Origin of the sequence: Actinoplanes sp. CA-131856, assembly GCF_050956135.1 — a bacterium.
Classification (GTDB): domain Bacteria; phylum Actinomycetota; class Actinomycetes; order Mycobacteriales; family Micromonosporaceae; genus Actinoplanes.
In genome coordinates, this window is record NZ_CP191849.1 from 9624288 (window position 1) to 9651054 (window position 26767).

The following is a 26767-nucleotide window of genomic DNA, read 5'->3' on the forward strand; positions in this document are numbered from 1 at the left end:
CCGCACTGCGTGTGCGACAAAAAGGACGCAGCCCCTCCGTTAGGAGAGGCTGCGTCCCGTTTTGCGCTATTACTCGCCAGGCGTGGACTTGGCGATCTGCATCAGGAACTCGACGTTGGTCCTCGTCTGCTTGAGCCGGTCGAGGAGCAGGTCGAGCGCCGCACCCGAGTCGAGCGAGTGCAGCACCTTCCGGAGCTTGTGGATGATCGCCAGCTCTTCCTTGCCGAGCAGGATCTCTTCCTTACGCGTGCCGGACGGGTCGATGTCGATGGCCGGGAAGACCCGCTTGTCGGCGATCTTCCGGTCGAGCTTGAGCTCGGCGTTACCCGTGCCCTTGAACTCCTCGAAGATGACCGTGTCCATCATCGAGCCGGTCTCGACCAGCGCGGTGGCGAGAATGGTCAGCGAGCCGCCGTTCTCGATGTTGCGCGCCGCGCCCAGGAACCGCTTCGGCGGATAGAGCGCCGTCGAATCGATACCACCCGACATGATGCGGCCGGAAGCCGGCGCGGCCAGGTTGTACGACCGGCCCAGACGCGTCACCGAGTCGAGCAGCACGACCACGTCGTGGCCCAGCTCGACCAGGCGCTTGGCCCGCTCGATGGCCAGCTCGGCGACCGTGGTGTGGTCCTGCGGCGGCCGGTCGAACGTGGCCGCGACGACCTCGCCCTTGACCGAGCGCTGCATGTCGGTGACCTCTTCGGGCCGCTCGTCGACCAGCACGACCATCAGGTGGCACTCGGGGTTGTTGTGGGTGATCGCGTTCGCGATCGCCTGCAACACCATCGTCTTACCGGCCTTGGGCGGCGAGACGATGAGCGCCCGCTGGCCCTTGCCGATCGGCATGACGAGGTCGATGACCCGGGTGGTCAGGATGTGCGGCTCGGTCTCGAGACGCAGCCGCTCCTGCGGGTAGAGCGGGGTGAGCTTGTAGAACTCCGGACGCCGCCGGGCCTCCTCGGGCTCCATCCCGTTGATGGTGTCGAGCCGGACCAGCGGGTTGTACTTGTCGCGGCGCTGGTCGCCCTGGCCGCTCTCGCGGGGCGTGGCCCGCACGGCGCCGGTGACCGCGTCGCCGCGGCGCAGGCCGTGCTTCTTGACCTGCGACATCGACACGTAGACGTCGTTGGGGCCGGACAGATAGCCGGTCGTCCGCACGAACGCGTAGTTGTCGAGCACGTCGAGGATGCCGGCGACGGGCACGAGGACGTCGTCCTCGCCCACGTGCGGCTCGCGGCCGCCGTCGCGCTGACCGCCCTCGTTGTCGCGGTCGCCCCGGCCGCGGCGGCGGTCACGGAAACGGCTGCGACGGCTACGACGGCCACCGTCGTTGTCGTCGTCGTCGTGACCCTGGTCGTCGCGCTGGTTGCGGTCGTCGCGCTGACCCCGGTCGCCCCGGTCGTCCCGCTGGCCACGGTCGTCCCGCGGGCCACGGTCGTCCCGCGGGCCACGGTCGTCCCGCGGGCCACGGTCGTCCCGCGGGCCACGGTCGTCCCGCTGGTTGCGCTCGCCGCGGTCGTCCCGGTTGCCCCGATCGTCCCGGTTGCCGCGGTCGTCGCGACCACCGCGGTCGTCCCGGTTGCGCTGGCGGTCGCGGTTGCGCTCGCCACGCTCGGGCCGGTCGGCGCGCTCCACGGTCTCCGTCTCGGCGGCGGCCACCGCCGGAACCGAAGCCGTGGCCACGACCGTGGCCGGAGCCGACTCGGCGGCGACGGCCGGTGCGGTCTCCCGCGGGGCGGTCTCACGCTGAGTGTCACGCTGGGCCGTCTCACGCGGGGCGCGCTCACGGCGGGCCCGCTCGCGACGGCTGCCACCCTCGGCGGCCGGCGCCGCCTCCGGCTGCGCGGCAGCGGTCTGCGGCGCCTCGGCCGCGGGCTGCGCCTCGGCGACGGGAGCCACAGGGGCCTCGGCCTTGGCGGCCTTGGCCTCGCTCCGCGGACGCGGCGCGCTCTCGGCCGCGGCGGATCCGCCGCTCTGCTTCTCGGTGATGGCGGTGATCAGCTCACCCTTGCGCATGCGGGCGGTGCCCGAAATGCCCAGGGAGGCGGCGAGGCTCTGCAACTCGGGCAGCAGCATCGCGGACAGCCCGGTGCCGCCTCGGCGGCGCTTCGTGGCGGTCGCGGTGGTGCCGGCGCCGGCGTCAGCGACGTCAGAAACACCCGACGTCACGTCGGTGGTGTCGCTCAATGGATTCCTTCCGTCGGAAAAAGCCCGAGACTCCCGGTTTCTGCAGCCTGGTGGCCGGGTGTCGCGGTACCCGCCTCGCACAAGCGGCGCGGGAGTTTGTGCAGCACGGCAGCTCGACGGTGTCCCTGCTCGTCAGAGGTTGGCGAGTAGGTCTCGGCGAGTGCAGCGACCTTTCGATGCTGCTCGGCGTGTGCCTTTGAGGAGGTGAGACGGCCAGAAGGCCATAAGAGTCTCGGGGGTGCGCGCCGAACCGCAGAATCGCTCGCTTCGCGGCTGTGCTTGGTCTTGAGCGTAGTCAACTCGTGCGACCTGCGGCAACAGGGCCCCGCTAGGCGAGTTCCACCATACTCCCTTTGACAAGAGCACCGGCGACATCCACGCCCAACGTCTCGGCGCGCCACTCTGTTCCCGGATGAAAATCGGCCGGGACCTCGGTCAACGCCAGCACGGAAGGTCCCGCGCCACTCACCACGGCGGCCACGCCGACCGAGCGCAGCGCCGCCACGAGCGAGGTGGTCCCGGGCATGGCGTCGGCCCGATAGCCCTGGTGAAGCCGGTCCTCGGTGGCCGCGTGCAGCAGCTCGGGGGCAGCGGTCAGCGCGTGAGTGAGAAGCGCCGCACGACCGGCGTTGAACGCGGCGTCCGCGTGTGGCACGGCCGAGGGCAGCGCGGCCCGGGCCGACGCGGTATAACCCCGTTCCCTCGGCACGAAGACCGTCGGGTGTACGCGATCCGACACCGGCAACCGCACGGCCCGCGCCCCGGACCCCTCGGTCCAGGCGATGGTGAAACCGCCGAGCAGGCACGGCGCGACGTTGTCGGGATGGCCCTCGAGCCGGGCCGCGATCCGCAGCGCGGCCTCGTCGTCGATCAGGTGTGTCCCGTTCGCGACCAGCCCGCGCGCGAGCTGCACGCCACCGACGATCGCGGCCGACGACGACCCCATGCCCCGCGCCTGCGGAATGCGGTTCACACACTCCACGGCCAGCCCGGCCGGCCGCTCACCCAGCTCGTCGAAAGTCGCGAGCATGGCCCGCAGCACCAGGTGCGTCTCGTCGCCCGGCAGCTCGCCGGCGCCCTCACCCTCGACGGCGACCGTGTGGCCGGCGCCGGTGACCCGGGCGGTCAGCTCGTCGTAGAGCGTGAGCGCGAGCCCCAGAGTGTCGAAGCCCGGCCCCAGGTTGGCGCTGGTCGCCGGCGTACTGACCGAGACCGGCTCGGTACTGAAGGTCAGGCCCATCGCCACATGCTAGGTGCCGCTGATCAACCTTCTTGTCGCACCCACCCACTAAGTTCTGCCTCGTGTATGCGATCGGGCCGTTCGTCGGCATCCTCATGGTTCAGTTCCCGGTCCTGGCCGTCCTGATCGCCGGGCTGGTCATCGTCTCGATGCCGGGGCGGCGGCTGCCCGGTCGCTCCGGCGTGCTGGCCCGGGCCGGGCTCGGCGTGCTGCTGGCCGAGGTCATCGCGTCGATGACCTGGAGCGCCGTCTTCACCCAGATCGTGGCCCAGGGCCCGTTCGACATGTCGGTGACTCAGTTCAGCGTGGTCAACGCGATCATCAGCTTCCTGCTGGCGCTCTTCTTCGCGGCCGGCCTCGGCCTGCTGATCGCGGCCCTGGTCAGCGCCCGGTCACGAGCCGACGGCTGACGGCCGTCCGACACGCCTGGTGGCGATCCGCCAGCCGATCGCGTAGAGCAGGGTGATCAGGCCGCAGCCGGCCAGGATCCACCGCTCGTCGACCACGTCGACGACGGCCGTGGCGCCGAGCTGGCTGACCGCGATGGCCATCGTCGCCAGCATGAGGTCGGTGGCGAAGACGCGCCCGCGCAACCGGTCGGGCACCTCGCCCTGCAAGGCGTAGTTGGAGAGCGTCCAGTTGGCGCCGCCCGCGAGGTGCGCCGCGAAGACCAGGACCAGCACGGCCGGAAACCAGGGCGTCACCGCGACACCGATGTAGCTGACGCCGTAGAGGCCCATCGACAGCGCGAGGCCCGGGAAGAGCCAGGACCGGCGGCGCAGCACCGGCCGCAGCAGGAAGGGACCGACCAGCGCGCCCGCGCCGCGGACGGCGAAGAGCAGGCCCGCGCCGAGCACGCCGGCCCCGTGCATGCCGGCGATGAGCGGAAAGACGATGAGCACGCCGTTGCCGAGGCCGGCCGCGCTCTTGACTGTGACCAGGGCCCGGATCCGGGGATTGTCGCGCAGATAGCCGAAGGACTCGCGGATCGCATGCGACGTCCGCTGCGGCGCCGCGCCGTCCTCGCGGGGCGCCTGCATGGGACGGCGGATCAGGGTGGTGAGCAACGCGCCGGTGAGCAGGCAGACGGCGGCCACACCGAAGCTGACGTACGGCCCGAAGGCCGCGCCGACCACGCCGCCGAGCGAAGCCCCGACGATCGTCATCGTGCCCCAGGTCGAGCCGGACACCGCGTTCGCGGCCGACAGGTCCTCCGGCTCGACGATGTTCGGCAGGGCGGCCGACGCGGCCGGCGAGTAGAACGCCTTGGCGATCGCCATCAGGCCGATCGCGACCAGGGCCAGCGGCGCGGTCGCGGCCGACCGGACCGTGAAAAGCAGCAACACCCCGGCGAATACGGCCAGATTCGACAGAATCAGGATCTTCCGTCGATCGAACCGATCGGCCAGGGTGCCGGTGAACTGCAGGAGCAGGGCGTTGATGCCCGTGTCGACGGCGAGCACCAGACCGCCCCAGATTCCGCTGCCGGTGAGCTCGGGGAGCAGCACCAGCAGCGGAACCATGACGAACCAGTCGGAACCGAAGACCACCAGCTCGGCTCCGAAGAGCCGGCGGAAGTCCCGGTTACGGGTAAGGACCGAGAACGCTTTCGACACGTACCCGAACCTACCGGCAGGAGGCGATCAGCCTTCCTGGCGCTTGGGCATCTTGAGCACCTCGAACTGGTCGGTGTAACCGCGCAGGGCCGAGGCGGGCTCCTTCGGCTGGTCCGGAGCCGGCTCGTCCACCACCGGAGCGCCGCCCTTCTTGGCCAGCCGCTTGGCCCGCCGCTTCTCCTTGCGGTTCTCGACCATCGTGTAGAGCGTCGGCACCAGCACCAGCGTCAGCAGCGTCGAGCTGACCAGGCCGCCGATGACCACAATGGCCAGTGGCTGCGAGATGAAGCCGCCCTCGCCGGTGAGGCCGAGCGCCATCGGGATCAGCGCGAAGATGGTCGCGATGGCGGTCATCAGGATCGGCCGCAGCCGGTGCCGGCCACCCTCGATCACCGCCTCCTGCACGCCCATGCCTTGCGCCCGGTAATGGTTGATCAGATCCATCAGCACGATGGCGTTCGTCACCACGATGCCGACCAGCATCAGCACACCGATCAGGGCCGGAACGCCGAGCGCGGTGCCGGTGACCAGCAGCAGGATGATCGCGCCGGTGGCCGCGAACGGGATCGAGACGAGCAGGATGACCGGCTGGATCAGGCTGCGGAACGTGGCCACCATGATGATGAAGACGATCGCGATGGCGGCCAGCACGGCCAGGCCCAGCTGCTGGAACGCCTCGGCCTGGTCGGCGCTGACGCCGCCGATGGTGGCCGTGGCACCGGCCGGCAGGGTGAGCGCGTCGAGCTTCTTCTGCAGCTCACGGGTCGAGGCGCCGAGGTCGGAGCCGGTGGCGGTGCCGGTCACCGAGACCGTGCGCTCGCCGTCGACCCGGGTGACCTCCTCGGGACCGTTCACCTGCTTGATGTCGGCCACCTGGCTCAGCGGCACGACGCCGCGGGCGGTGGTGAGCGGCAGCTTGGCCAGGGCGGCCGGGTCGGCCGGGGCGGCGCCGAACGAGATCACGACGTCCTGGCTGGAGCCGTCGACCGAGATCTGGCCGGCCGGCACCGAGCGGAAGGAGCCCGAGACGGTCTGGGCGATCCCGGCCTCGGTCAGCCCGTACTGGGCCGCGACGTCGCGCTTCACGGCCACGTCGAGACGCGGCACGCTGGCGGCCAGCGTGCTGGTGGCGTCGATGACGCCCGGCGTCTCGGACATCGCCTTCCGCACCTGCTCGGTCGCCGCGGTCAGCGCCTCGGCGTCGGCCGACTTGACCTGGACCGACAGCTCGCTGCCGCCACCCAGACCGGAGTCGTCGGCGCCGACGGTCACGTCACCGACGTTGCTCAGCTTGCCGATCTCGTCGCGCAGCTGGTCGGTGAGCTTCACCGCGTCGGCGTCCTCCTCGAGGCCGACGTTGAAGCTCGCCGTGCTGGCGCCGCCGCCGCCGAGGAACGGGTTGAACTCGCCGCCGCCGATCGAGACCTGATAGGTCTTGACCCCCTCGGTCTTGGCCAGCACGCCCTCGATCTGCTTGGCCGCGGCGTCGGTGGTGGCCAGGTTGGTGCCGACCGGCAGCTCCTGGCTGATGGTCAGCGAGTCCTGGCCGGACTGGTCGAGGAAGTTGGTCTTGAGCTGGGTGGCCAGGCCGAGCGTGCCGATCAGCACGACCAGGCCGATCGACAACGTGGCCCAGCGCCGCTTGGTGGCGAAGCGGATCACCGGCAGGTAGCCCCGCTGGAGCGGGTTGCGCCGCTCCTTCTCCTCGGCCGCGCGGCGGACCGCCTCGGTGTCGGTGCCCTCCGGCGGCGGCTTGAGGAACCAATAGGCCAGCACGGGTACGACCGTGAGAGCCACGAAGAGCGAGGCGATCAGGGCCACGGTCACGGTGATCGCGAAGGACGAGAAGATCTGGCCCACGAAGCCGCCGACCAGCGCGATCGGCGCGAACACGGCCACCGTGGTCAGGGTGGACGCGGTCACCGCGCCCGAGACCTCGCGGACGGCGGTGATGATCGCGTGGACCTTCTCCTCGCCGTACTCCAGATGTCTCTTGATGTTCTCCAGGACGACGATCGAGTCGTCGACCACGCGGCCGACGGCGATCGTCAGCGCGCCCAGGGTGAGCAGGTTGAGCGTGTAGTCGCCGACCCAGAGCGCGATCAGCGCGATGAGCACCGACAGCGGGATGGAGACCGCCGTGACCAGCGTCGACCGCACCGACATCAGGAAGATCAGGATGACGATGACGGCGAACACGAGGCCGAGCAGGCCCTCGGTGGTGAGGCTCTCGATCGAGCGCTCGACGAACGGCGCCTGGTCGGTGACGACGGTCAGCTTGGCGCCGGAGTCCTTCTCGAGGTCGGCCAGCTTGTCGCGCACCTCGTGGGAGATGTCGACCGGGTTGCCGTCGGGCCGCGCCGTGACCGCGATGCCGAGGCTGGCCTCGCCGTCGGTGCGGGTGTACGAGGTGGCGGCGGGCAGCTTGCTCTCGACGGTGGCCACCGAGCCGAGCTGGACCGGGCCCTTGCCGCCGGTCAGGAAGACCTGCTTGAGCTGGTCGATCGTGGTGATCGGCGTGCCCACCTGGACGGTCAGCGACTTGTCACCGTCGTTCACGGCGCCGGCCGGCACCGAGATGCCGTTCTGCTGGAGGACGGTGGTGATCGCCTGCGGGTTGACGCCGGCCGCGGTCAGCTTGGCCAGGTCGGGCGTGATGACCACCTGCTGGGACCGGGCGCCGGTGATCGTGGTGTCCCGGACGCCCTCGATGCTGTTCAGCTCGGGCACCACGGTGTCGTTCAGCTTGTCGAGGAGCGCGCTCTCGTCGCCGCCACCGGACGCGGCCAGCACGATGGCCGGGATGTCGTCGGTGCTGCCCGCGAAGATCGTCGGCTCGACGTCGTCGGGCAGCTGCGGCTGCACCCGGTTGACGGCCGTGGTCAGCTGGTTGACCGCCGAGTCGATGTCGGTGCCGTAGACGAAGGCCACGGTCACCGTGGCGACGCCCTCACGGGTGGTCGAGGTGACGCTGTCGATGCCGTCGAGGCCCTTGGCGGCGTCCTCGAGCGGCTCGGTGATCTGATCCTGGATGATCTCCGGGCCGGCGCCCGGCAGCGTCGCGGTCACGAAGGCCGCGGGGAACTCGATCGACGGGAACAGCTGCTGCTTCAGCGACGGGATGGCGAAGATCCCGAAGCCGGTGATGACGATGGCGACTAGAGCGACCAGGCCTCTGTTGGCGAGGCTGAGCCGGGTCAGAAATGACATGTGCGCTCCCCCGGTAATAGTTCGTCCAGCATGAATAGTTTGCCTGACGCGAACAAATGGTTTTTCCCCGGGGTGCACTGGTAGCGTCCGTCACCAGAGGGACACAAACCGGCCATCATGGCGTCACGGAGAAAGGGTCGGCGGTGGCCGAGAAGGAACAGCTCATCGCGGACATTATGGGCGCGCAACATCGCCTGCAGGACCTGATCGCCGAGGACCAGGCCGATCCGCTGTTCTCGTCGCACCTGACGTTGTCGCAGCTCAAGATACTCATGCTGCTCTCCCGGCACGGCAATGTGCCGTTCGGCGAGCTCGCCGGCCTGCTCGGGGTCGGCGCCGCCGCGCTCAGCGGCATGATCGACCGCCTGGTCGTGCAGGACCTGGTGACCCGCACGGAAGACCTGCACGATCGGCGGGTACGCCGGATCGGGCTGTCACGTGCGGGTCGCGAGCTCATCGGGAGCATCTTCAACGCCGGGGAGGCGAAGATGCGCGCGCTCCTCAGCCGCCTCTCAGCCGAAGAGCTCGATCTGATCGCTCAGACGTCCCTGTTGTTGCTCAAGGCCGCCGACGAGGCCTGGGGCTCAGGCCAGGCCTAGCTCGCGGGCCGCGATCAGCACGTCGTTCTGGATCGTGGTGGGCGAGGGAGCCGTCGAGATGGCCCACTCGGGGTCCTTGAGGCCGTGGCCGGTGACCGTGCAGACCACCCGCGAGCCGGCCGGCACCTTGCCCGCCTGCGCCTGCTGGAGCAGACCGGCCACGCTGGCCGCGCTGGCCAGCTCGACGAAGACGCCCACCTCACGGGCGAGCACCCGATAGGCCGACAGGATCTCGCGGTCGGTGACCGACTCGATCAGGCCGCCCGAGGAGTCGCGGGCGTCGAGCGCCTTGGTCCAGCTGGCCGGGTTGCCGATGCGGATCGCGGTGGCGATCGTCGACGGCTCCTCGACGACCTTGCCGGTGACGATCGGCGCCGCGCCGGAGGCCTGGAAGCCGTACATCTTCGGCAGTTTCGTGCTGTTGCCGGCGTCCTTGTCCTCGCGATAGCCCATCCAATAGGCGGAGATGTTGCCCGCGTTGCCGACCGGCAGGCAGTGGATGTCGGGGGCGTCGCCGAGCGCCTCGACGATCTCGAACGAGGCCGTCTTCTGCCCGTGCAGCCGGAAGATGTTCACCGAGTTGACCAGCGCCACCGGGAAGTCCTGCGACAGTTTCGAGGCGAGTGCCAGGCAGTCGTCGAAGTTGCCGTTGACCTGGAGGAGCTTGGCCCCGTGGACCAGCGCCTGGGCCAGCTTGCCGAGCGCGATCTTGCCCTGCGGCACGAGCACCGCGCAGGTGAGGCCGGCCCGGGCCGCATAGGCCGCGGCCGAGGCGCTGGTGTTGCCGGTGGAGGCGCAGATGATCGCCTTGGCCCCGTCCTCGACCGCCTTGGACACGGCCATCGTCATGCCGCGGTCCTTGAACGAGCCGGTCGGGTTGGCCCCCTCGACCTTGAGGTAGACGTCGGCGCCCGTGCGCTGCGACAGCACGGGAGCGGGCACGAGCGGCGTGTTGCCCTCGTGCAGCGTGACCACGGGGGTGGCGTCGGTGACCGGCAGCCGGTCCCGGTATGCCTCGATCAGTCCCCGGTACATGGTCGTCTCCCTTTTTTCGTTGGCCTGCAACAGGGTGCCTCAGCACGCCGAATTTTGGGACTGCCCGTCCGTTATTCGGGACGGTGGGACACCGCCTCGACGTTGTTGCCGTCCGGATCGCGGACGAAAGCGCCGTAGTAGCTCTCGTGATATTCCGGATGCAGGGCCGGCGCGTGCAGCACCTCGGCCCCGGCCGCGACCGCGGCCGCGAAGAACGCGTCGACCTCGGCCCGGGTCGACGCCGTGAACGCGATGTGCGACTCGCGGAAGCCCTCGCCCTCGCTGAACTCGCTGATCCAGAAGTCGGCCTGATCGGTGCCGTACCCGATCGCGACCTTGACGTCCATGAGCCGCCGGCCGCCGAGGGGCGCCAGCGCCGCGTCGTAGAAGGCCGCCGCCGCGGCCAGATCGGAGCACTGGAACCCCACGTGGTCGAGCACGGCTCAGACCCCTCCCTCGACCCGCAGCACGCTGGCGATGGACCGGACGATGTCGAGCCGGGTCAGCGACTCGACGGTCGCGGCCAGGTTGGCGTCCGGCGCGCCGTGGGTGACGATGACCAGCTTGGCGTCCTCCTCGCGGCCCGACTGGCGCACGGTCGCGATCGACACCTCGTGCTGGGAGAAGACGCCGGCCACGGCGGCCAGGACACCCGGGCGGTCGTCCACGTCGAGGTTGATGTGATATCGCGTGACGGCGGCGCCGATCGGGCGCACCGGCAGGTGGGCGTAGTTGCTCTCGCTCGGCGCCCGGGTGCCGGCGAGCCGGTTGCGGGCCGCCGCCACGATGTCGCCCAGCACCGCGCTCGCGGTCGGCCGGCCGCCCGCACCCCGGCCGTAGAACATCAGCTGGCCGGCCGCGTCGGCCTCGACGAAGACCGCGTTGAAGGCGTCGCCCACGCTGGCCAGCGGGTGGCTGCGCGGGATCATCGCCGGGTGCACGCGGACGCTCACCGATTCCTGGCCGGTCTCGTCCGGGCCGCGCTCGGCGATGCAGAGCAGCTTGATGGTGCAGCCCATCTCCTGGGCGCTGGCCATGTCGCCCGCGGTCACCCCGGTCATGCCCTCGCGGAAGACGTCCTCGGCGGTGACCCGCGTGTGGAACGCCAGCGAGGCCAGGATGGCCGCCTTGGCCGCGGCGTCGAAGCCCTCGACGTCGGCGGTCGGGTCGGCCTCGGCGTAGCCCAGCTCGGTCGCCTCGTCGAGGGCCTCGCTGAAGCCGGCGCCGGTGGCGTCCATCGACGACAGGATGAAGTTCGTGGTGCCGTTCACGATGCCGGTGACCCGGGTGACCCGGTCGCCGTGCAGCGACTCGCGCAGCGGCCGCAGCAGCGGGATGGCGCCGGCCACGGAGGCCTCGTAGTAGAGGTCGGCGCCGCCCTCGGCGGCCGCGTCGTGCAGCGCGCCGCCGTCCTCGGCCAGCAGCGCCTTGTTGGCCGTGACCACGCTCTTGCCGGCCCGCAGCGCCTCGACCAGCCACGAGCGGGCCGGCTCGATGCCGCCGACCACCTCGATCACCACGTCGACGTCGTCGCGCTTGACCAGACCGAGCGCGTCGGTGGTGAACAGCGCCGGGTCGACCGGGAGGTCGCCGCGCTCGCGGCCGAGACGGCGCACCGCGATCCCGACGATCTCGAGGGGCGCGCCGATCCGGGCCGTCAGGTCGCCGGCCTGGTCGTGCAGCAGGCGTACCACTTCCGAACCGACGGTGCCGCAGCCCAGCAGGGCCAGGCGAACCGGTTTCACACTCATCCGACATCCAATGCGAGCAGGTCGTCCTCGGTCTCCCGGCGCACGATCACGCGCGAGGCGCCGTCGCGCACCGCCACCACCGGCGGCCGAGGGACGTGGTTGTAGTTGCTGGCCATGCTCCGGCAGTACGCGCCGGTGCCGGGCACCGCGAGAAGATCTCCGGGCTGCACGTCCGCGGGCAGGAATTCATCCTTCACGACGATGTCCCCGGATTCACAATGCTTTCCCACCACGCGGGCCAGCATCGGCTCGGCCGCGCTCTCCCGGCTCGCCACGGTGGCCGAGTAGGAAGCGTCGTACAGGGCCGTACGGATGTTGTCGCTCATGCCGCCGTCGACGCTCACGTAGGTGCGGATGCCGTCGACGTCCTTGACCGTGCCCACCTCGTAGAGGGTGAAGACGGCCGGTCCGACGATGGCCCGCCCCGGCTCGATCGAGATCTTCGGCTTCGGGAGCGCGACCAGGTCGCATTCGCTCTCAATGATCTTGTTGAGCCGTTTGGCCAGGTCGCCCGGCGTGGACGGGGTGTCCTGGGTGGTGTAGGCGATGCCGAAGCCACCGCCCAGGTCGAGGTCGGGCAGCACCACGCCGCGGGCGTCGCGGATCTGGGCCTGGAGGTCGAGCACGCGACGGGCCGCCACCTCGAAGCCGCTGGTGTCGAAGATCTGCGAGCCGATGTGGGAGTGCAGTCCCCTCAGCTCCAGTTTGTCTTCGTCGAGGATCTTGAGTGCGGCCTGGAGGGCCGCCCCGCCGGCCAGAGAGAAGCCGAACTTCTGGTCCTCGTGGGCGGTGGCGATGAACTCGTGGGTGTGAGCCTCGACACCTACAGTGACGCGGACGAGGACGTTCGGGCGCTTGTTCTTCTTTTCCGCCATTTCCGACAAGCGGTCGATTTCCTGAAAAGAGTCGACGATGATGCGGCCGACGCCGGCGTCGAGCGCCCTTTCCAGCTCGGAGATCGACTTGTTGTTGCCGTGGAAACCCATCCGCTCCGGCGGGAAGCCGGCGGCCAGCGCGACCGCGAGCTCGCCACCCGAGCAGACGTCGAGGAAGAGGCCCTCCTCCTCGATGATCCGCACGACCGCCTTGCAGAGGAACGACTTGCCCGCGTAGAAGACGTCGGCGTCGCCGAAGGCCGACACGAAATCGCGGCACCGCGCCCGCAGATCGTCCTCGTCGAGCAGATAGGCCGGTGTGCCGTGCTCGGCCGCCAGATCGGCCACGCTCACGCCGCCGATCTCCAGATGGCCCTGCGACGCCCGGCTGACCGTCCGCGGCCACAGCTCCGGCACGAGGGCATTGACATTTTCCGGCGTACGCAGCCACGCCGGACCCCGGTGCCCGAGGTCGCCGTGCAGTGCCCCGGCCTCATGCGCGCGCATCCCTACATCCTTTCGGGCGCCGAGACGCCGAGCAGGCCCAACCCGTTCACAATCACCTGACGGGTGGCGTCGTTCAGCCAGAGCCGCGCGACATTCGTGTCGGTGATCGGCTCATCGCCCTTGGGCTTCACGTGGCAGGCGTCGTAGAAGCGGTGGTACGCCCCCGCGAGCTCCTCCAGGTAGCGGGCGACGTGGTGCGGCTCGCGGAGCTGGGCGGAGCGGGCGACCACATCCGGATATTCGTTGAGGGCCTTGAGAAGGTCGTTCTCCTTCTCGTGGCTGAGCAGCTCCGGGCGGAAATCGCCGGGCTCGCCCTTCTTCACCCCGGCGTCGCCGGCCTGCTTGGCCACGTTCGCCGTCCTGGCCGCGCAGTACTGGACGTAATAGACCGGATTTTCGTTGCTGGCCCGGGTCCAGACCGCGATGTCGAGGTTGATCGGCGAGTCGGACGAGTAGCGGGCCAGCGCGTAGCGCGTAGCGTCGACGCCCAGAGCCTCGACGAAGTCCTCCAGGGTGATGACCGTGCCGGCGCGCTTGCTCATCCGTACGGGCTCGCCGTCACGCACCAGATTGACCAGCTGGCCGATGAGGATCTCGAGGTTCTTGGCGGGGTCGTCACCGAAGCAGGCCGACATGGCCTTCATCCGGCCGATGTAGCCGTGGTGGTCGGCGCCCAGCATGATCACGACGCGGTCGAAGCCGCGCTTGCGCTTGTCGAGGTAGTAGGCGCAGTCGGCCGCGAAATAGGTCCAGTCGCCGTCGGACTTGCGCAGCACCCGGTCCTTGTCGTCGCCGAACTCGGTCGTACGCAGCCAGGTGGCGCCGTCGGACTCGAAGATGTGCCCCTGCTCGCGCAGCCGGTCGAGGGCCTCCTGCAACTCGCCCCGGTCGTGCAGGTCCTTCTCGTTGAAGTACGTGTCGAAACGTACGCCGAACTCGGTCAGCGACTGCTTGATCTCGGCGAACATCAGCTCGACGCCGACACGCCGGAAGGTCTCGAGAGCTTCCGGATCATCAAGCTTGAGTACGTCGGGAGCCTCGGCCACGACCGCGGTAGCGATCTCCGCGATGTACGCGCCGCCGTAGCCGTCCTCGGGGGCGGGCTCGCCCTTGGCCGCGGCCAGCAGCGACTTGGCGAACCGGTCGATCTGCGAGCCGGCGTCGTTGAAGTAGTACTCCGTGCCGACCGTGGCGCCGGCCGCGCGCAGCAGCCGGGACAGCGCGTCGCCGACCGCGGCCCACCGCACGCCGCCGATGTGCACCGGGCCGGTCGGGTTGGCCGAGACGAACTCGAGGTTGATCTTCTCGCCGGTCAGGGCGCCCGAATGGCCGTACTCCGAACCGGCCAGAACGATGTCGCGGGCCAGCACGCCCGCCGCCGCGGCGTCGAGCCGGATGTTCAGGAAGCCCGGGCCGGCGATCTCCACCGACTTGACGCCCGGCTGACTGCTCAGCTCCTCGGCCAGCGCGGCGGCCAGCTCACGCGGCGCCACCCCGGCCTTCTTGCCCAGTTGCAGGGCGAGCGTCGAGGCGTAGTCGCCGTGCTCGGGGTTGCGGGGCCGCTCCACCGTCGTCGTCTCCGGCAGCGCGGAGAGGTCGAGGCCGCGGGTCTCGAACACGGCACGAGCAGCTGAGAGAACGGTGGAAGCAAGGTTGGCGGGAGTCACTCAACCATGCTATCGGGGGTAGACTTCGACGCTCGGTGGCCACCCGCGCACCGGTTTCCCCCTCCCGACGAATCCCCTCTCCTGACGAACGACGAGGAACGATGAGCATGAGCACGCCGGGTCCCGAGAGGGTCCCGTCCACCGTCAAGGTCGGCAAGACCTCCGGTCAGGGCAAGCCGCCCGCGGGTGGTTCACGCCCCGGCGCGTCTCGTCCCGGCGCCAAGAAGCAGACGCCCGGCAAGGGAGGCAAGGGCCGCAAGCCGATCGCCCCCGTCAAGGTCGCCGGCAGCCGCAACTGGGGCCCCATCGCGGTGGCCGGCGTCGTCGTGCTGATCGCCGTCGGCATCATCGGCTACGGCGTGTTCGCCGCGGTCAAGGGCGGCGGCAGCTGGGAAGACCGGGTCAACGCCATCGACGGCGTGGTCGACTACCGCGCCCAGAAGAACGCGGCGATCGACGCGCGCGACCACAAGGACGGCACGCTGCAGTACATCACCAGCCCGCCGGTCGGCGGCGCCCACAACGGCGTCTGGCAGAACTGCATGGGCGACGTCTACAGCGAGCCCATCGCCAACGAGCACGCGGTGCACAGCCTCGAGCACGGCGCGGTCTGGATCACGTACAAGCAGGGCCTCGCGGCCGACCAGGTCGAGGAGCTGAAGAAGAAGGTCCAGGGCCAGGACTACATGTTCATGTCGCCCTACGCGGGCCTCGACAAGAACATCTCCCTGCAGGTCTGGGGCTACCAGCTCAAGGTCGACAACGCCGACGACAGCCGCATCGACGAGTTCATCAAGAACGCCCGGCTCAACGCCTCCATGGAGCCCGGCGCGGCCTGCTCCAGCGGCAACACGACGACCGGCCCGGTGACCGCGGCGGCCACCGGCACCGGGATGACGGGCAGCTGATGCCGGTCTCCACCGACCAATCCACGGAGGTCGCCGCCCCGATCACCTCGGGCGGCGGCCGCCGGGTCGGCCTCTGGTGGCTCGTCGCCGCCCTCGTGCTGGGCCTGGCCCTGGGCATCGGCGGCGGCGTCCTCATCCCCCGCCTCACCCACCCGGGCGACAACTCGGTCGAGGCCGGCTTCCTGCGCGACATGTCGACCCACCACGCCCAGGCGGTCGAGATGTCGATGATCGCCCACGCCGACTCGACGGACAGCCGCATCGTCACCCTGTCCGGCGACATAGCCCTGACCCAGCACGGCCAGATCGGCTACATGCAGGCCTGGCTGCGCAACTGGGGCCTGAGCCCGACCAGCTCCGAAGAGCCCATGGCCTGGATGCCCGACGCCGCCGGCTCGGTGGTGAACGGCCTGATGCCCGGCATGGCCACTCCCGAACAGCTGGCCAAACTCAGAGAGGCCACAGGCAAAGACCTGGACATCCAGTTCCTGACCCTGATGCGCCAGCACCACCTGGGCGGCATCCACATGGCCCAGGAGATCCTCAAGCTCTCCGACGACAAAGACGTCACGTGGCTGGCCCAGACCATGGTCGCCGGCCAGCAGAGCGAGCTCGCCTTGATAGACCAGCTCCTGAAGAGCATCCAGGGCAGCTGACAAACCACCGAAGCGCCGCCAACCCGTATCCGGTTGGCGGCGCTTCCTTTGGGCCTGCTAGAGTTCTGAACCACTGAGCCCCCGTAGCTCAGGGGATAGAGCGTCGCCCTCCGGAGGCGAAAGCGCAGGTTCGAATCCTGCCGGGGGCACTTGAATCTTCCTGGGGCCCGAGCCCCAGACCCCACGCCGCGGGGGTAAGCCCCCCGGATCCCCCAATCAGTGTTTGCGCTGGCCACAACGATGGTCGTGCTAGCCTCGCGTGCCAGACAGGATCTCAGCGAGTCTCTCTCGCGCAAAGTTGGCCTCTATCACCTTGCCCGGCTGTGTTCGACTCTCAACGGCCCTCCACGGCGATTCGTACCGAGGGCGTACCGGTGGCTACAGCAATGCTGACGACACCGTAGGTCGACTCGCTCGTTGGAAGGCACGCCTAAGCGTTGCCCCTGCGGCTAAGCGCCGCCCGCGTGTCGACTCGTCGACGTTAGAGCTCCCGGCGTAAACCGGGCCACACGACGTCGCCGCATGGGTCTTTCGACGACCGCCGGCGATCCTCATCTAGTCGCGGCCCGCCGTCGACCGCAATCCGGCGCGAGTACTGGGTGTCGAAGTAGATGGACCGTCGCCTACACGTAACTGCTGATCTGCCTTAGATGCTGAGCGCTCGGCGGCGTCAGAGCCTGCATCCGGCGTACAGGCCGACTCGTCCGTCGCCCTCAAGGTTGGCGCCACCGGAGCCCCACTACCAGCAGGTATAGACGGCCAACGTTGGCCGACGGTGGTCGTTGTTGGTCTACCTCTGACGCCCTAGCGACGCCCTCACGCCCTGGGCACGCCCTAGCTCGGGGCCGGGCGCACCCGAACCAGCGCACTCTCCAGGGAGCCTAAGCTCATCCTTCTTGCGGTGGGCTTCAACTGCGCTTAGCTTGGAAGTATGACGGATACCCAAGTTGGGCAGTTGGGCAAAAAAGACGTGCTGATTGAGCTGGACGACCGCCGCCGAGTCTCATTGGGGCGCATCGGGCACAAGGAGCACACCCGCTACCTCGTGCATGAAGCCGTAGACGGGACCTTGACCTTCCACCCCGTAGCGGTCGTACGAATCAGTGAGATTGAGAACTCTGAGATCCGAGCCCAGATTGAGAAAGCTCGCGCCAACCGCTCGGAGCGTGACGACGGTGTGCTGCTAGACGACATCTAGGAGCCGAACAAATGTAATTATTGGGGCATGTCGCAGCCATCTGACCGCTACAAGGTTGACTTCGGCCAGTACAGAGACGCGATCCTCGATGTCAAGGCGGCCAACCCTGAGCTCTGGCCGCGGCTTCGGACTGTACTGAACGGCATAGCGAATCCTGATGCTCAGATGTCGGTTCTAGCCCCGGAAGACGACTACGCCACACGCATCCCGGGGAGCGATCCTCCGCTAGCCATCTTTTGGGAGTACAACCACCTGAACCGGACTGCCGCCATCGACTACTTCGGTGCAATAGGTGCCAACGACAGGCGTACGTGGTAACAGGTGCTATGGATCTCTTGCGATGATCTTGTTTGGCCACAGGTCACACGGCTTCCAAGATCGACAATTTTACGCGGCATAGACGAACATGTAATCTGACCTTCTTGCATAATCTGCCGAGGGGGTCGGTCGATGGGTAGCTTCGGTTACCGCCTTTTCGTGGTTCATCTGCGTGCAGGCTTGGGGCGCACGAATCTCGACTTCGGACACGTGGAACATGGTCATTTCATTGATCTGCTTGAAGAGGACCTGGCCAAAGGCTTGAACTCAGTCGTGAAGTTTGAGGATGCTGCTCGGCTGGAAGAAGACGGTACCACTGCTCCCGAAACCGGTACCGTCGTTCGGTTGATGGAGGTTTCCCGGGCAGGCTTCGACCTTCGCTTGGAATTCGATCACGGTCCGTATGGTGAAGACGGCAAGCTTATCGATCCCGAAGGTGTTGAGTCTGACCAAGATATCGAAAGCTTCGCACTTGGCCGGAACTTTAGGGCTTTGATCACGTTCCCGCCCGAGGGTGGGGCAGCGATCCTTGCCGTGGAGACGCATGGCCGCGCGTGTCCGTATCGTCGACTTGAAGCTGCGTTCAAACGGTTTTATTCAACCGACCTTCGTTTGTTCTTGGCCGCTGGCGTGGCCGACCGTGCCGCTGTCGCGCACTTCATTCGCAACGGCGTGGTTAGGGAACTTGAGGTCACGCGTCACGAGACTGCTCGTGACGGTGAACCCCTGACGAGTCAGGTGCGCCTCAGCGTGAAGATCCCCGGAGCATCAAAACTGCAGGACTCGATGCGCGAACATGCTCTTCGCTGGGTCAATGAGAAGTGGGAAAAGCTGTCCAACCGCGACGCGCGAGTGTCGCTTGCCAACGACCTCGCTCGAACAGCCACGGGCGTGACCATCCCTCTCGATTTCGAGGACAGCTTGCTGCGGGTCGATGGGCCGAACGACCGAAAGAGATCGCTGAAGCCCTCTGCTGACATCGGGGAATGGATCTACGACACGGGCGACTACCGGTACAGCAACGAAAAGTGGTATTCGACCGTTTCAGAATCAGTGCGGGAGCTGTACCCGACAATAGCCGCTACGGAGGGTGTCGTACCCCCCAACTAGGATGACCGGTACATGGGGAGGTTCATGATGCGCAGTGGTCTGTTTGATCGTTTCGACGTCCGGCCCCTCTTCCTCGATCATCTTCGCTCGATGCGTCGAGTGCAGATCGATGTAGATGAAGAGAGGCTCCCTCCCGACCTGGCCGCCCGCCTGGTCTTGTACGGCATCCCCTTGTTGGTGGGTGTTGTTTCGGTATGGCAGCAGTGGCGGCTAACCGACCCCGGTGCCATCGGTGCGGGATGCGCCCTCATGGCCGGCATCCTCTTTACCGCTTTCACCCAATTGGCGTCTTTACGCGACAGGCTGGAAGACCGACATGAGTCGATTGGCGAGTCTTCCCGTCGCCTCTTCCGTGAAACTGCGGCTCATCTTTTAGTGGGTGCTCTAGCTTCAGCCACCGAATCGATTGTGCTCATTGTTGCGTCAGGCGTCCGTGCTCATCCTGACGATAAAATGAATGTTATTTCGACGGCGATCGTCTTGCCGATCGCGGTGTACGTATTCCTGCTATTCATTATGGCGATTAGGAAGATGTACGCGGCGTATCTGCGGGTTTTCGAGGGCGGTCGTTACCTTCGTGCGACCAGGAAGACTGGGCGCTGAGCGGAGTCTGGCACGTCGCCTAGAGCAGTCACGTCTAGCGCCTGTCATACCGTCGGCCTTCGTCCACACACCGCGGAGCGGACGCGTGGCCCCCGAGTGGCGGGCGCCAGCCCGGGGCAGATTCAGTCGGTCGTAGCATTTGATCTTGGTGGTTCGGTGGGACAGGATGCCCGCCGTGCGTGTGATGTTGACGTCGACCGACCGTGAAGAGATCTCCCGCGGACTCGCGGAAGGCTTGCTGTATAAAGAAATCGGCGTGCGGATCGGCCGGAACCCGTCGATCGTGTCGCGGGAGATCGCCCGGCACGGCGGCCGGGCCGGGTATCGGGCGGTGGCCGCCGACAGCGCCGCGGCAGCGGCTCGTGAGCGACCGAAGCTGTACGCGGTCGAACGCTCGCCGCAGTTACGCACGGTCGTGATCGAGCGGCTGCGTGCCGGATGGTCGCCGGCCTCGATCGCGGGTCGCTTGCCCGAACTCGTGCCCGACGATCACGCTGTGCGGGTGTCACACGAAGCCTTCTACCAGTGGGTCTACGCCCAACCCGTCTCCACTCTGGCGAAGGAGTTGATCCGGCTGCGCACCGGCCGCCCGGCCCGCCGCTCCGGGCCACGTCCGGAGCCCGCGCCGCGTATCCGCGAGCCCCGCTACCTCGACGAACGTCCCGCCGAGGTCGAAGGCCGAGCCGTGCCGGGACACTGGGAAGGCGACCTGGTGATCGGTAAGAACGGCAAGACCGCCGTCGCCACGCTGGTCGAACGGACGTCCCGGTTCCTGATCCTGGTCCCGCTCACCGGCCGGGACTCGCTGAGCGTCACCGAAGCCGTCATCGCCGCCACCGGCAGCCTCCCGGCACAGATCCGCCGCTCGCTGACCTGGGACTGCGGCGCCGAAATGGCCCGCCACGCGGCGATCACCGCGACCGGGTTGCCGGTCTTCTTCGCCCACCCGCACAGCCCCTGGCAGCGCGGCAGCAACGAAAACCTGAACCGCATCGTCCGGGAGTACTTCCCGAAAGGCGTCCCGATCACGTCCAGCCCCGACTACCTCGCCCGGGTCGCCGCCGAAATCAACGACCGGCCACGTAAAATCTTCGACTGGAAGAAACCCTCCGAGATATTCACCGAACTCGTAGAGTCACATGCTTCCACTGGCTGAATCTGCCCGGCCCTGCTGGGCGGCGCGAGCGGCTCGCGAAGCGGGCCGCCTTGAAGGTGTATAGAGAAGTTGTCACAGGCCAAACACTTACGCCATATTCGTGCTGCTGCCGTTGTATGCAGCCTCCACCCGGCGCCGCAGCTCAGCTTCGCCTCCATCCAAGCACTTCGCGTAGTTCCGCCACAGGACTTCGGGTGACTGGCCAGCCCATTCCGCGATCTGGGTCGGTGAGATGCCTGCGTTGAGCCAGGTCGATACCGCAGCGTGCCGCAAGTCGTACGGAGTCTCGGCTAGCGGCGAAGCTGCCAGTTCGCTATTAAAGGCTGCCGCGCGGGCTTGTCGCCAGATCCGGTTGATCGTCAGGATCGGGAGCTCATTCTTGTTGCGCTCGCCCACGAACAGCCGGCCGCCCGGGCCGAGGCCGAACTCGTCGATGTGAGCGCGCAGGATCGCCGTGAGCGGTGGCGGGCAAGGCACTTCGCGAATCTCGCCGATCGCGCGCTGCTTGAGCTGCCTGAGGTCGCGATTCTTGCCGCTGTCCGTCCAGTGCTTCCCCGCGTGCGGCTCGGCTGCCTCCAAGACGAATTTTCCCCACTCATTGTTCTTGGCAGGTAGCTCTAGGTTGCGCGGGACTAGGATTGCGGCGGCTTCCTCCGGCCGGAGTGCGGCGTAGTAGAGGCAGGCGTAGAAGGCCACCATTCGTGGGCCAGCCCTGCCCTGCCGCCTCACTCCGTCGAGCAGGGTTCGGAGCTGCATCGGGTTAGCGACCCGACGCCGGTCAACGCCACCGGCCGCGGTTCTCGGAGGAGACCACTTCATCGTCGGCCACGCGTTGGACGGCAGCGCCTTAATCTCCGTCCCGTATTCGAGCATTCCTGTGAAGATCTTTCGACGGCGCGTCACTACCACGGGCGCCCCCGGCTTGCCGTCGAGCCGCAGAGTCATCCCGTCGAGGATCGTCCTGAGCACACCGGGGTTCGAGAGGTCGGCAGCTGGCCGCGTGTTGCGCTCAATCCAGGCTAGTGCCGCACGCACGTCGCCAGGCATGTCCTCGCTGGCACGGGCATTGGTGTTGAATGCCCACCCTCGGAGCGCGGTTCGGACCAGACGATCGTCAGGCTTCCCCCTATGGCTTGTGAGGAGCAGCGGCAGCGCTGCGGTAAGCGCCTCCGCGGTCGTCTTGCGTGTCGTGGCCGCCGACCGCGGCCACTTCACGTCCACGTACTTGCAGGCAAGCTCGTAGCTGGAGATCTCCGCTTCGACTCGACTCATCGAGACCGGCAGGCCGGCATCGACGTCGAACGCTTCGCCTTTGCGGGTCGCGCTCATCAGCTCCGCCCGGAAGCTCTCGGCAAGAGCCTTCTGCTTGAAGGGCCGCTTCTTCAACGGGAGCTTGCCAGCGACTTTCCACTGAACCCAATACGTCGTGGTCGTCTTGCCCTTGTAGACATCGATCTCGTAGATCCGGACGTCATACGTGGTAGCCACCTACGCCGCCCTCTCCTCATGCTCGTCCAGCCAACGCTCAAGTTCCGCGCGACGGATCCGCAGTTCGCCGTTCGGCAGCTTGATGCACCTAGGCGCCAGTCGCTTCGCTCGCCAGTCGTAGAAGGTCGAACGCGCGACGTCCATCTCCGCGCAGAACTCCGCGACGGTCAGGTACGCGCGGGAAGCGGAAGGTCGCGCTGCGCGACCACGGCGTGCCCTCTCCTTCGCCAGATCAATGACGGGTTCGTTGCCGACCTGATCGGCAGCCAACGTCTTGCCTCCTTGAGTCGTGCGCAGTGACCCTCCGCTTGGGCGGCTCACCGGGTGCCGTCCCGGTAAAGGCGGCTGACTTCGTTGAAGAGATGGCGGCCGCGCCGGATCCGGATCCCAGCCCCGTCACAGCGGTGGCAGGTGCGGCTCCGCAAGCCACGGCCGCGACCTCGCAAACCAGCCCCGCCGCAGCGGTGGCAGGTGCGGAATGGCTTGGCAGCGCATACAGCGGCGTAGCAAAGAGTGATGAAGATCGGGGTAAGGCAGAGCAGGATAGCGGCGATGGGAGTGACGTCCATGAGGAGTCTCCAGAGCGGTTTCGGGGCACGAACAGCCCTCGGCGCTAGTGAGCTAGCGCCCTGGTGGAAGACAGTGCGGAGAGCTAGCGGCACCGCTAGACCTAGCGCCAGCCCGGGCTAGGTCTAGCGGTCGGCTAGCGTTAAGCGGCTCGACGTCGCCGGTCACGTTCTGCAACGGCTGCCACGACGTCCGCGCGGTGAATGCCCTTGCGGTTGGCCTTTTCGCCGGTGGCGGGATCGGTGCCCCAGACCTGACGGCCGACCCGAATGCCGTACGGCTTGAGCGCCGCTGCGACCTGCTCGGGCTTCCATCCGCTGTAGACCTCGGGCCGCAGCTCCGCGAGCCGCGTGGCGACCGTCTCGGACCAAACCCTCGGCTCACTGACCGGGACTACGGTCAGGAAGTCGTCGAGTAGGGAGACCGACTCGGCCCTCTCGGAGCGCTCCCCCGCCGCGCACCCGGTGAGCGTTCCCGCCGCCTCGCGTAGGGCACGCGCCCGGCCGATCACAGCGTCGATGTCGGCGATGGGCGTGCGGGTGGTCCGCACCGTGATGGCCTCTTCGACCGCGCCGGAATCGTCGGCACCGAGCAAGATGCCCACGCCCTTGTGGGCCCGCTGGAACCGCGACGAGTCGTAGCCGGCGGTGTACGAGCCGGCCCCCAGTACGGCCTCGGACGACTGCCACGTCATCGTCTTGAGGGCGAAGCGCGTGCCAATGTTGTCGCGCAGATCGGTGGGGACGGCCTTGCCATCCGGCTTCTGGGTGGCAAGGGCGATCATGATGCCCACGGATGGCCCGACCTTGCAGAGCTCGGTCAGCAGGATCACGATCTCATCGCCGTACACAGGGTGCCCGCTGTAGCGCTGAAACTCGTCGATCGAGACCAGGATCGGCCAGAGCTTGAGCGATCGGCGCTCCGCGATGGCGCGGGTGACCTTGGATTCCGGGCAAATGTCGGCCGGAAGGGTGGCGATGGCGTCGTAGCGCCGGTTCATGTCGGCGACCAGGGCGCGCAGATCCTCGACCAGGGCCAGGACCACTTCATCACGTACGCCGAAGCCGACGCGGTGAGCGATGCGCTCGAACGGCCGCCAGTCCTGACCGCCCTTGCCGTCGTAGATATGCAGCTCGACGATCGGATCCAACCCGCAGGCGAGGGCCGGTACGCGAGCCGCGAACGTCTTACCCATCCGCGGGATCGCACCGATCAGCAGCGACGTGAACATCAACTGCAAGCGCACAACACGGCCCCGCTGGTCCTCGCCGAACGGGAACGTCCCGAAGATGTCGACGGTCCCCTCGGTGAGTAGCGGCCACAGGGCCGAGGGCTTCGCGTACGGGTCCTCGTCAGCGACCCACAGCGCCAGACGCCGTGCGGAGCCGGAGGTTCCGCGTACGCGCTCAGGCCATACCTGAACTTCGTCGAGATCGAGGCCCGCGGCGAGGTCGTTGCGCTTCTTGATCGCGGTGTCTGCCTTCGTCCCGTACGGCAAATCGATGATCGCTCGCCAACCCGGACCGTCGCGCATGATCGGCATCGGGAAGCTGATTGGGTTGTCTGGCTTGCAGAGGCCGGCCGCGAGAAACGCTCGCGTCACGACGTCCGCGGTCAGCTTGCGTACTCGCGGTTTGACGGACGCGACGTCCATCAGCGGCCGGTCAGCCGACGAGCCGGCGACGCCCAGCACGGCGAATAGCGAGGCAGCGCTGACCCACCAGGTCCAGCGCGGTCCGGCGATGACCAGAGCCGCGACGATGACCACGCTGGCCAGCAAGAACGCGATCAAACTCAGCGTCCGAAGCCGTACGCGGGCATCCCGCTGCCGCGACAGCCGCAGGTAGTCCGTCGCGTCCTCCCGTCGCACGGCGGCGAGCCGAACCGGCCGCCCTTCCGCGTCCGAGACCCAACGCGAAGTCCCGGTGACCGTGCGAGCCAGCCCGCGCGGTGCGCGGAATAGGAGACGGCCGATGTAGAGAGGAAGGCGGGCCAGGTGATAGAGACAGACGTGCGTGTAGTGGCCTACTAGCCACCACATAAACGACCGCGCCTCGGCCCAGGAACGCAGCCACGCCGGGACGATCGCGCGGCGCGTGACGGCTGGCTTGTCAGGCAGGTCAACGGGAGCCCGCTCGTCGCCGATCTCGTCGTGCTCGTCGTCGATGTCCGCCGACCAGTTCTCGGGTCGGCGCAGGGGGATGACGTTGCCGAGGTTCGACATATTCGCTTCGGCAGCCGTCCAGTCGAACTCGTCGTCCGGGTTCGGGGTTGCCATGATGGGAGTTCCTCCGGGAGGTCAGAGAGCCGATCGGGGCCTGGGCGCGGCCGTTGGTTTGCGAGGCCGAAGGAGCCGCGCCCCGGGCAGAGCTAAAGGTCGAGTTCGTCGATGACGTCGCCGTTGTCGTCGGTCTTGGTGGCGACCAGGCCGGGATAGACGCCGAGGTCGAAGGCCAGGACGAATCCGGCCTGAGCGGGCGTGAGGCTGACCGTGATGTCTGCCCCGCCGGCGGTGTGGACCGTGGCGTGTTCAGAGCCGACAGCCGCGCTGGTCACGTCGTTGACGACCGTGCGGAGGTAGAGGGCGATCGGGCACGAATTGGCGTCGTGCGGAAGACCGCGCCAGCCGCCGTACTCGAGCAGGTGGGCGATGTCCTCGGCGTTCTCGCCGAGGGCCTGTAGGACCATGGCGAGCCGGAGTTGGGCGTTGTCGGTCATCGGTGTTCTCCGTAGATCAGTTGGTGTCGCTGGACAGGTGACGCCGGACAGTGCGATCAGTTACGCCGAGACGCTTGGCGATCTCCGCGACGGGCAGGCTGGGATGTCGAGCACGGAGCCGCGCCACCGCTTTGCGGGTGTCCCGCTTGCCGGGCGTACGCGTCCGGGGCCTGACCGCAGGAACGTCCGGCTTGATGTCCATCGGCTTGTCCGCAGGGATGGCCGGTTTGGCGTCCGCGGGCCGTAGCCGCCCGGACAACTCGACGAGACAAACCGACGCCACCACGACCACGCCATCGACCGACATCGGCATGAGGTACGGCGCGGCGCCAACCTCGCCGTAGCGAGAGGCAACCCCGACCATGTGCCAGTAGGAGACCCATGCCGCAATGCCCGCAATGAACGCCGTGGCAGCCAGCCGGACTGTGGACAGCGAGCGTCGGTGGATCGGAATTCGGGAGATCAGTTCGACGGTGAGTAGCAGCGCCAGCGGCGGCCAAGCCGCGATGGCTTGGCTGATCGGGTTCGGCAGAGCATGCAGGACGTTCGCAGCGACCGAGGTGGCGACGCCGAGAAGCAGCGCTCCTCGGACGCCCCACCGGACGCGGTCTAGTTGCGAGCCGGTCATTCGCTGCCGCCCAACGAGCGACCGATGGCAGTCAGGCCAGCGCGTACGCCATCCACCAGGGCGTGTGACGGCTCGACGAGCACGCCCTCGCTGCCGGCGATGACCAGGCCGAGCATCAACGCGCACAACGCCGCGACGACGATCCGGCCGCGGGTCTTGCCGTCGATGGCGAGCATCACCAGGACGGCAATGAGGATGAGGGAAAAGATCCCGAGGCTCACGCGGGCCTCCAATGCGGTCGTGACGGCCGGTCGGCCGCCGTGCGCGGACATGCCGGCATCAGGCCACCTCGTCGATCGAGCGGAGGTAGCGCTCGACTAGGGCGGCCATCTCGCGCAGGACACGGTTCTGGGCGCGCCGGAGGCGACGCCAGTCGAGCTGGGTCGGGGCCGGCTCGGCGGTGAGGAAGCGGATTTCGGCGTCGACCAGCGCGATCTCGGCTTCGAGGAGGCGCTGTTCACGCTCGATCGCGGCGAGGTGCGCGGGCGTGGGCTCGTCAGGCAACGGGATGCGGTACACGGATGTCCCTCCGGGTTGATGCCGATCGAGCACGACGCGCACTGAATACAACTTGAAGTTGCACTCAAGTCCGCAACTTACAACGTGACGTTGTATTCGAGCAAGCGAAGAGCCGCGATCGGCGATACAAGATCAGTTGCTGAGCGGGTGGTAGGCAGGGCGCCGCCGGGGCCGGGGCGAAGTCGCCCCGCAGATCTCCCCTAGTCGACTG

25 protein-coding genes and 1 tRNA gene are annotated in these 26767 nt (G+C 67.9%); 10 read left to right on the top strand and 16 right to left on the bottom strand.

Going from position 1 to position 26767, the window contains the following annotated elements; translation table 11 throughout:
• Window positions 1-69: 69 nt before the first annotated feature.
• On the bottom strand, window positions 70-2187 hold the full coding sequence (rho, locus tag ACQP2X_RS44130; RefSeq protein WP_498692085.1) for a transcription termination factor Rho: 2118 nt from the start codon (window positions 2185-2187) through the stop codon (window positions 70-72).
• 328 nt (window positions 2188-2515) lie between these two features.
• Window positions 2516-3427, bottom strand: coding sequence for a homoserine kinase (gene thrB, locus ACQP2X_RS44135; RefSeq protein WP_498692086.1), 912 nt, complete (start codon window positions 3425-3427; stop codon window positions 2516-2518).
• Window positions 3428-3489: 62 nt separating this feature from the next.
• Between thrB and ACQP2X_RS44140 the strand changes: the two genes are divergently transcribed.
• Window positions 3490-3837, top strand: a complete 348-nt coding sequence (locus ACQP2X_RS44140; RefSeq protein ID WP_498692088.1) for a hypothetical protein — start codon at window positions 3490-3492, stop codon at window positions 3835-3837.
• Here the strand turns inward: ACQP2X_RS44140 and ACQP2X_RS44145 are convergent.
• Together ACQP2X_RS44145 and ACQP2X_RS44150 are read right to left on the bottom strand one after the other, a co-directional pair.
• Window positions 3820-5043: an MFS transporter gene (locus ACQP2X_RS44145; RefSeq protein WP_498692090.1), complete on the bottom strand. Its 1224-nt coding sequence runs from the start codon at window positions 5041-5043 to the stop codon at window positions 3820-3822. The genes ACQP2X_RS44140 and ACQP2X_RS44145 overlap by 18 nt on opposite strands.
• A 27-nt stretch (window positions 5044-5070) precedes the next feature.
• Window positions 5071-8253, bottom strand: a complete 3183-nt coding sequence (locus ACQP2X_RS44150) for an efflux RND transporter permease subunit (protein WP_498692091.1) — start codon at window positions 8251-8253, stop codon at window positions 5071-5073.
• A 143-nt stretch (window positions 8254-8396) separates the two neighbouring features.
• Here ACQP2X_RS44150 and ACQP2X_RS44155 point away from each other — a divergent pair, with 143 nt between their 5' ends.
• Entirely contained in the window at window positions 8397-8852 is a 456-nt protein-coding gene (locus ACQP2X_RS44155; RefSeq protein ID WP_498692092.1) for a MarR family winged helix-turn-helix transcriptional regulator, read from the top strand.
• Here the strand turns inward: ACQP2X_RS44155 and thrC are convergent.
• The 5 genes from thrC to argS form a co-directional block, all read right to left on the bottom strand.
• The gene (gene thrC / locus ACQP2X_RS44160; protein ID WP_498655243.1) at window positions 8838-9887 is read right to left on the bottom strand and encodes a threonine synthase; all 1050 of its coding nucleotides are present in this window, start codon (window positions 9885-9887) and stop codon (window positions 8838-8840) included. The genes ACQP2X_RS44155 and thrC overlap by 15 nt on opposite strands.
• Window positions 9888-9958: 71 nt before the next feature.
• A complete protein-coding gene (locus ACQP2X_RS44165; protein WP_498692094.1) occupies window positions 9959-10327 on the bottom strand; it encodes a VOC family protein in 369 nt (122 codons plus the stop codon).
• Between the two features lie 3 nt (window positions 10328-10330).
• On the bottom strand, window positions 10331-11638 hold the full coding sequence (locus ACQP2X_RS44170; RefSeq protein WP_498692096.1) for a homoserine dehydrogenase: 1308 nt from the start codon (window positions 11636-11638) through the stop codon (window positions 10331-10333).
• A complete protein-coding gene (lysA, locus tag ACQP2X_RS44175) occupies window positions 11635-13020 on the bottom strand; it encodes a diaminopimelate decarboxylase (RefSeq protein ID WP_498692097.1) in 1386 nt (461 codons plus the stop codon). Before lysA ends, ACQP2X_RS44170 begins: the two co-directional genes overlap by 4 nt.
• 2 nt (window positions 13021-13022) lie before the next feature.
• A complete protein-coding gene (argS, locus tag ACQP2X_RS44180; protein ID WP_498692099.1) occupies window positions 13023-14687 on the bottom strand; it encodes an arginine--tRNA ligase in 1665 nt (554 codons plus the stop codon).
• Between the two features lie 101 nt (window positions 14688-14788).
• Between argS and ACQP2X_RS44185 the strand changes: the two genes are divergently transcribed.
• The 8 genes from ACQP2X_RS44185 (at window position 14789) to ACQP2X_RS44220 (ending at window position 20636) form a co-directional block, all read left to right on the top strand.
• Window positions 14789-15595 carry a thioredoxin-like domain-containing protein gene (locus ACQP2X_RS44185; RefSeq protein WP_498692100.1) on the top strand — a complete coding sequence of 269 codons (807 nt, stop codon included), beginning with the start codon at window positions 14789-14791 and terminating at the stop codon, window positions 15593-15595.
• On the top strand, window positions 15595-16251 hold the full coding sequence (locus ACQP2X_RS44190) for a DUF305 domain-containing protein (RefSeq protein WP_498692104.1): 657 nt from the start codon (window positions 15595-15597) through the stop codon (window positions 16249-16251). The genes ACQP2X_RS44185 and ACQP2X_RS44190 overlap by 1 nt, the downstream gene beginning before the upstream one ends.
• A 77-nt stretch (window positions 16252-16328) precedes the next feature.
• Window positions 16329-16400: transfer RNA gene (locus ACQP2X_RS44195), tRNA-Arg, on the top strand.
• 782 nt (window positions 16401-17182) lie between these two features.
• Window positions 17183-17449 carry a hypothetical protein gene (locus ACQP2X_RS44200; protein WP_498692105.1) on the top strand — a complete coding sequence of 89 codons (267 nt, stop codon included), beginning with the start codon at window positions 17183-17185 and terminating at the stop codon, window positions 17447-17449.
• Between the two features lie 27 nt (window positions 17450-17476).
• The gene (locus tag ACQP2X_RS44205) at window positions 17477-17767 is read left to right on the top strand and encodes a hypothetical protein (RefSeq protein ID WP_498692107.1); all 291 of its coding nucleotides are present in this window, start codon (window positions 17477-17479) and stop codon (window positions 17765-17767) included.
• 132 nt (window positions 17768-17899) lie between these two features.
• On the top strand, window positions 17900-18877 hold the full coding sequence (locus tag ACQP2X_RS44210) for a hypothetical protein (RefSeq protein ID WP_498692109.1): 978 nt from the start codon (window positions 17900-17902) through the stop codon (window positions 18875-18877).
• 24 nt (window positions 18878-18901) lie between these two features.
• Window positions 18902-19480: a hypothetical protein gene (locus ACQP2X_RS44215; protein ID WP_498692110.1), complete on the top strand. Its 579-nt coding sequence runs from the start codon at window positions 18902-18904 to the stop codon at window positions 19478-19480.
• 184 nt (window positions 19481-19664) lie between these two features.
• The gene (locus ACQP2X_RS44220; protein WP_498701236.1) at window positions 19665-20636 is read left to right on the top strand and encodes an IS30 family transposase; all 972 of its coding nucleotides are present in this window, start codon (window positions 19665-19667) and stop codon (window positions 20634-20636) included.
• A gap of 87 nt (window positions 20637-20723) precedes the next feature.
• On the opposite strand, the gene ACQP2X_RS44225 is transcribed toward ACQP2X_RS44220, so the two are convergent.
• The 7 genes from ACQP2X_RS44225 to ACQP2X_RS44255 all read right to left on the bottom strand — a co-directional run bounded on the left by ACQP2X_RS44225 (window position 20724) and on the right by ACQP2X_RS44255 (window position 26598).
• Entirely contained in the window at window positions 20724-22124 is a 1401-nt protein-coding gene (locus ACQP2X_RS44225; RefSeq protein ID WP_498692111.1) for a tyrosine-type recombinase/integrase, read from the bottom strand.
• Entirely contained in the window at window positions 22125-22394 is a 270-nt protein-coding gene (locus ACQP2X_RS44230) for a helix-turn-helix transcriptional regulator (protein WP_498692113.1), read from the bottom strand.
• A gap of 439 nt (window positions 22395-22833) precedes the next feature.
• Window positions 22834-24969 carry a P-loop NTPase family protein gene (locus ACQP2X_RS44235; protein ID WP_498692115.1) on the bottom strand — a complete coding sequence of 712 codons (2136 nt, stop codon included), beginning with the start codon at window positions 24967-24969 and terminating at the stop codon, window positions 22834-22836.
• Between the two features lie 92 nt (window positions 24970-25061).
• Window positions 25062-25409 carry a hypothetical protein gene (locus ACQP2X_RS44240; protein WP_498692117.1) on the bottom strand — a complete coding sequence of 116 codons (348 nt, stop codon included), beginning with the start codon at window positions 25407-25409 and terminating at the stop codon, window positions 25062-25064.
• Between the two features lie 16 nt (window positions 25410-25425).
• Window positions 25426-26037: a helix-turn-helix domain-containing protein gene (locus ACQP2X_RS44245; RefSeq protein ID WP_498692118.1), complete on the bottom strand. Its 612-nt coding sequence runs from the start codon at window positions 26035-26037 to the stop codon at window positions 25426-25428.
• The gene (locus ACQP2X_RS44250; RefSeq protein ID WP_498692119.1) at window positions 26034-26309 is read right to left on the bottom strand and encodes a hypothetical protein; all 276 of its coding nucleotides are present in this window, start codon (window positions 26307-26309) and stop codon (window positions 26034-26036) included. Before ACQP2X_RS44250 ends, ACQP2X_RS44245 begins: the two co-directional genes overlap by 4 nt.
• Before the next feature lie 7 nt (window positions 26310-26316).
• A complete protein-coding gene (locus ACQP2X_RS44255) occupies window positions 26317-26598 on the bottom strand; it encodes a DUF6284 family protein (protein WP_498692123.1) in 282 nt (93 codons plus the stop codon).
• Window positions 26599-26767: the final 169 nt, after the last annotated feature.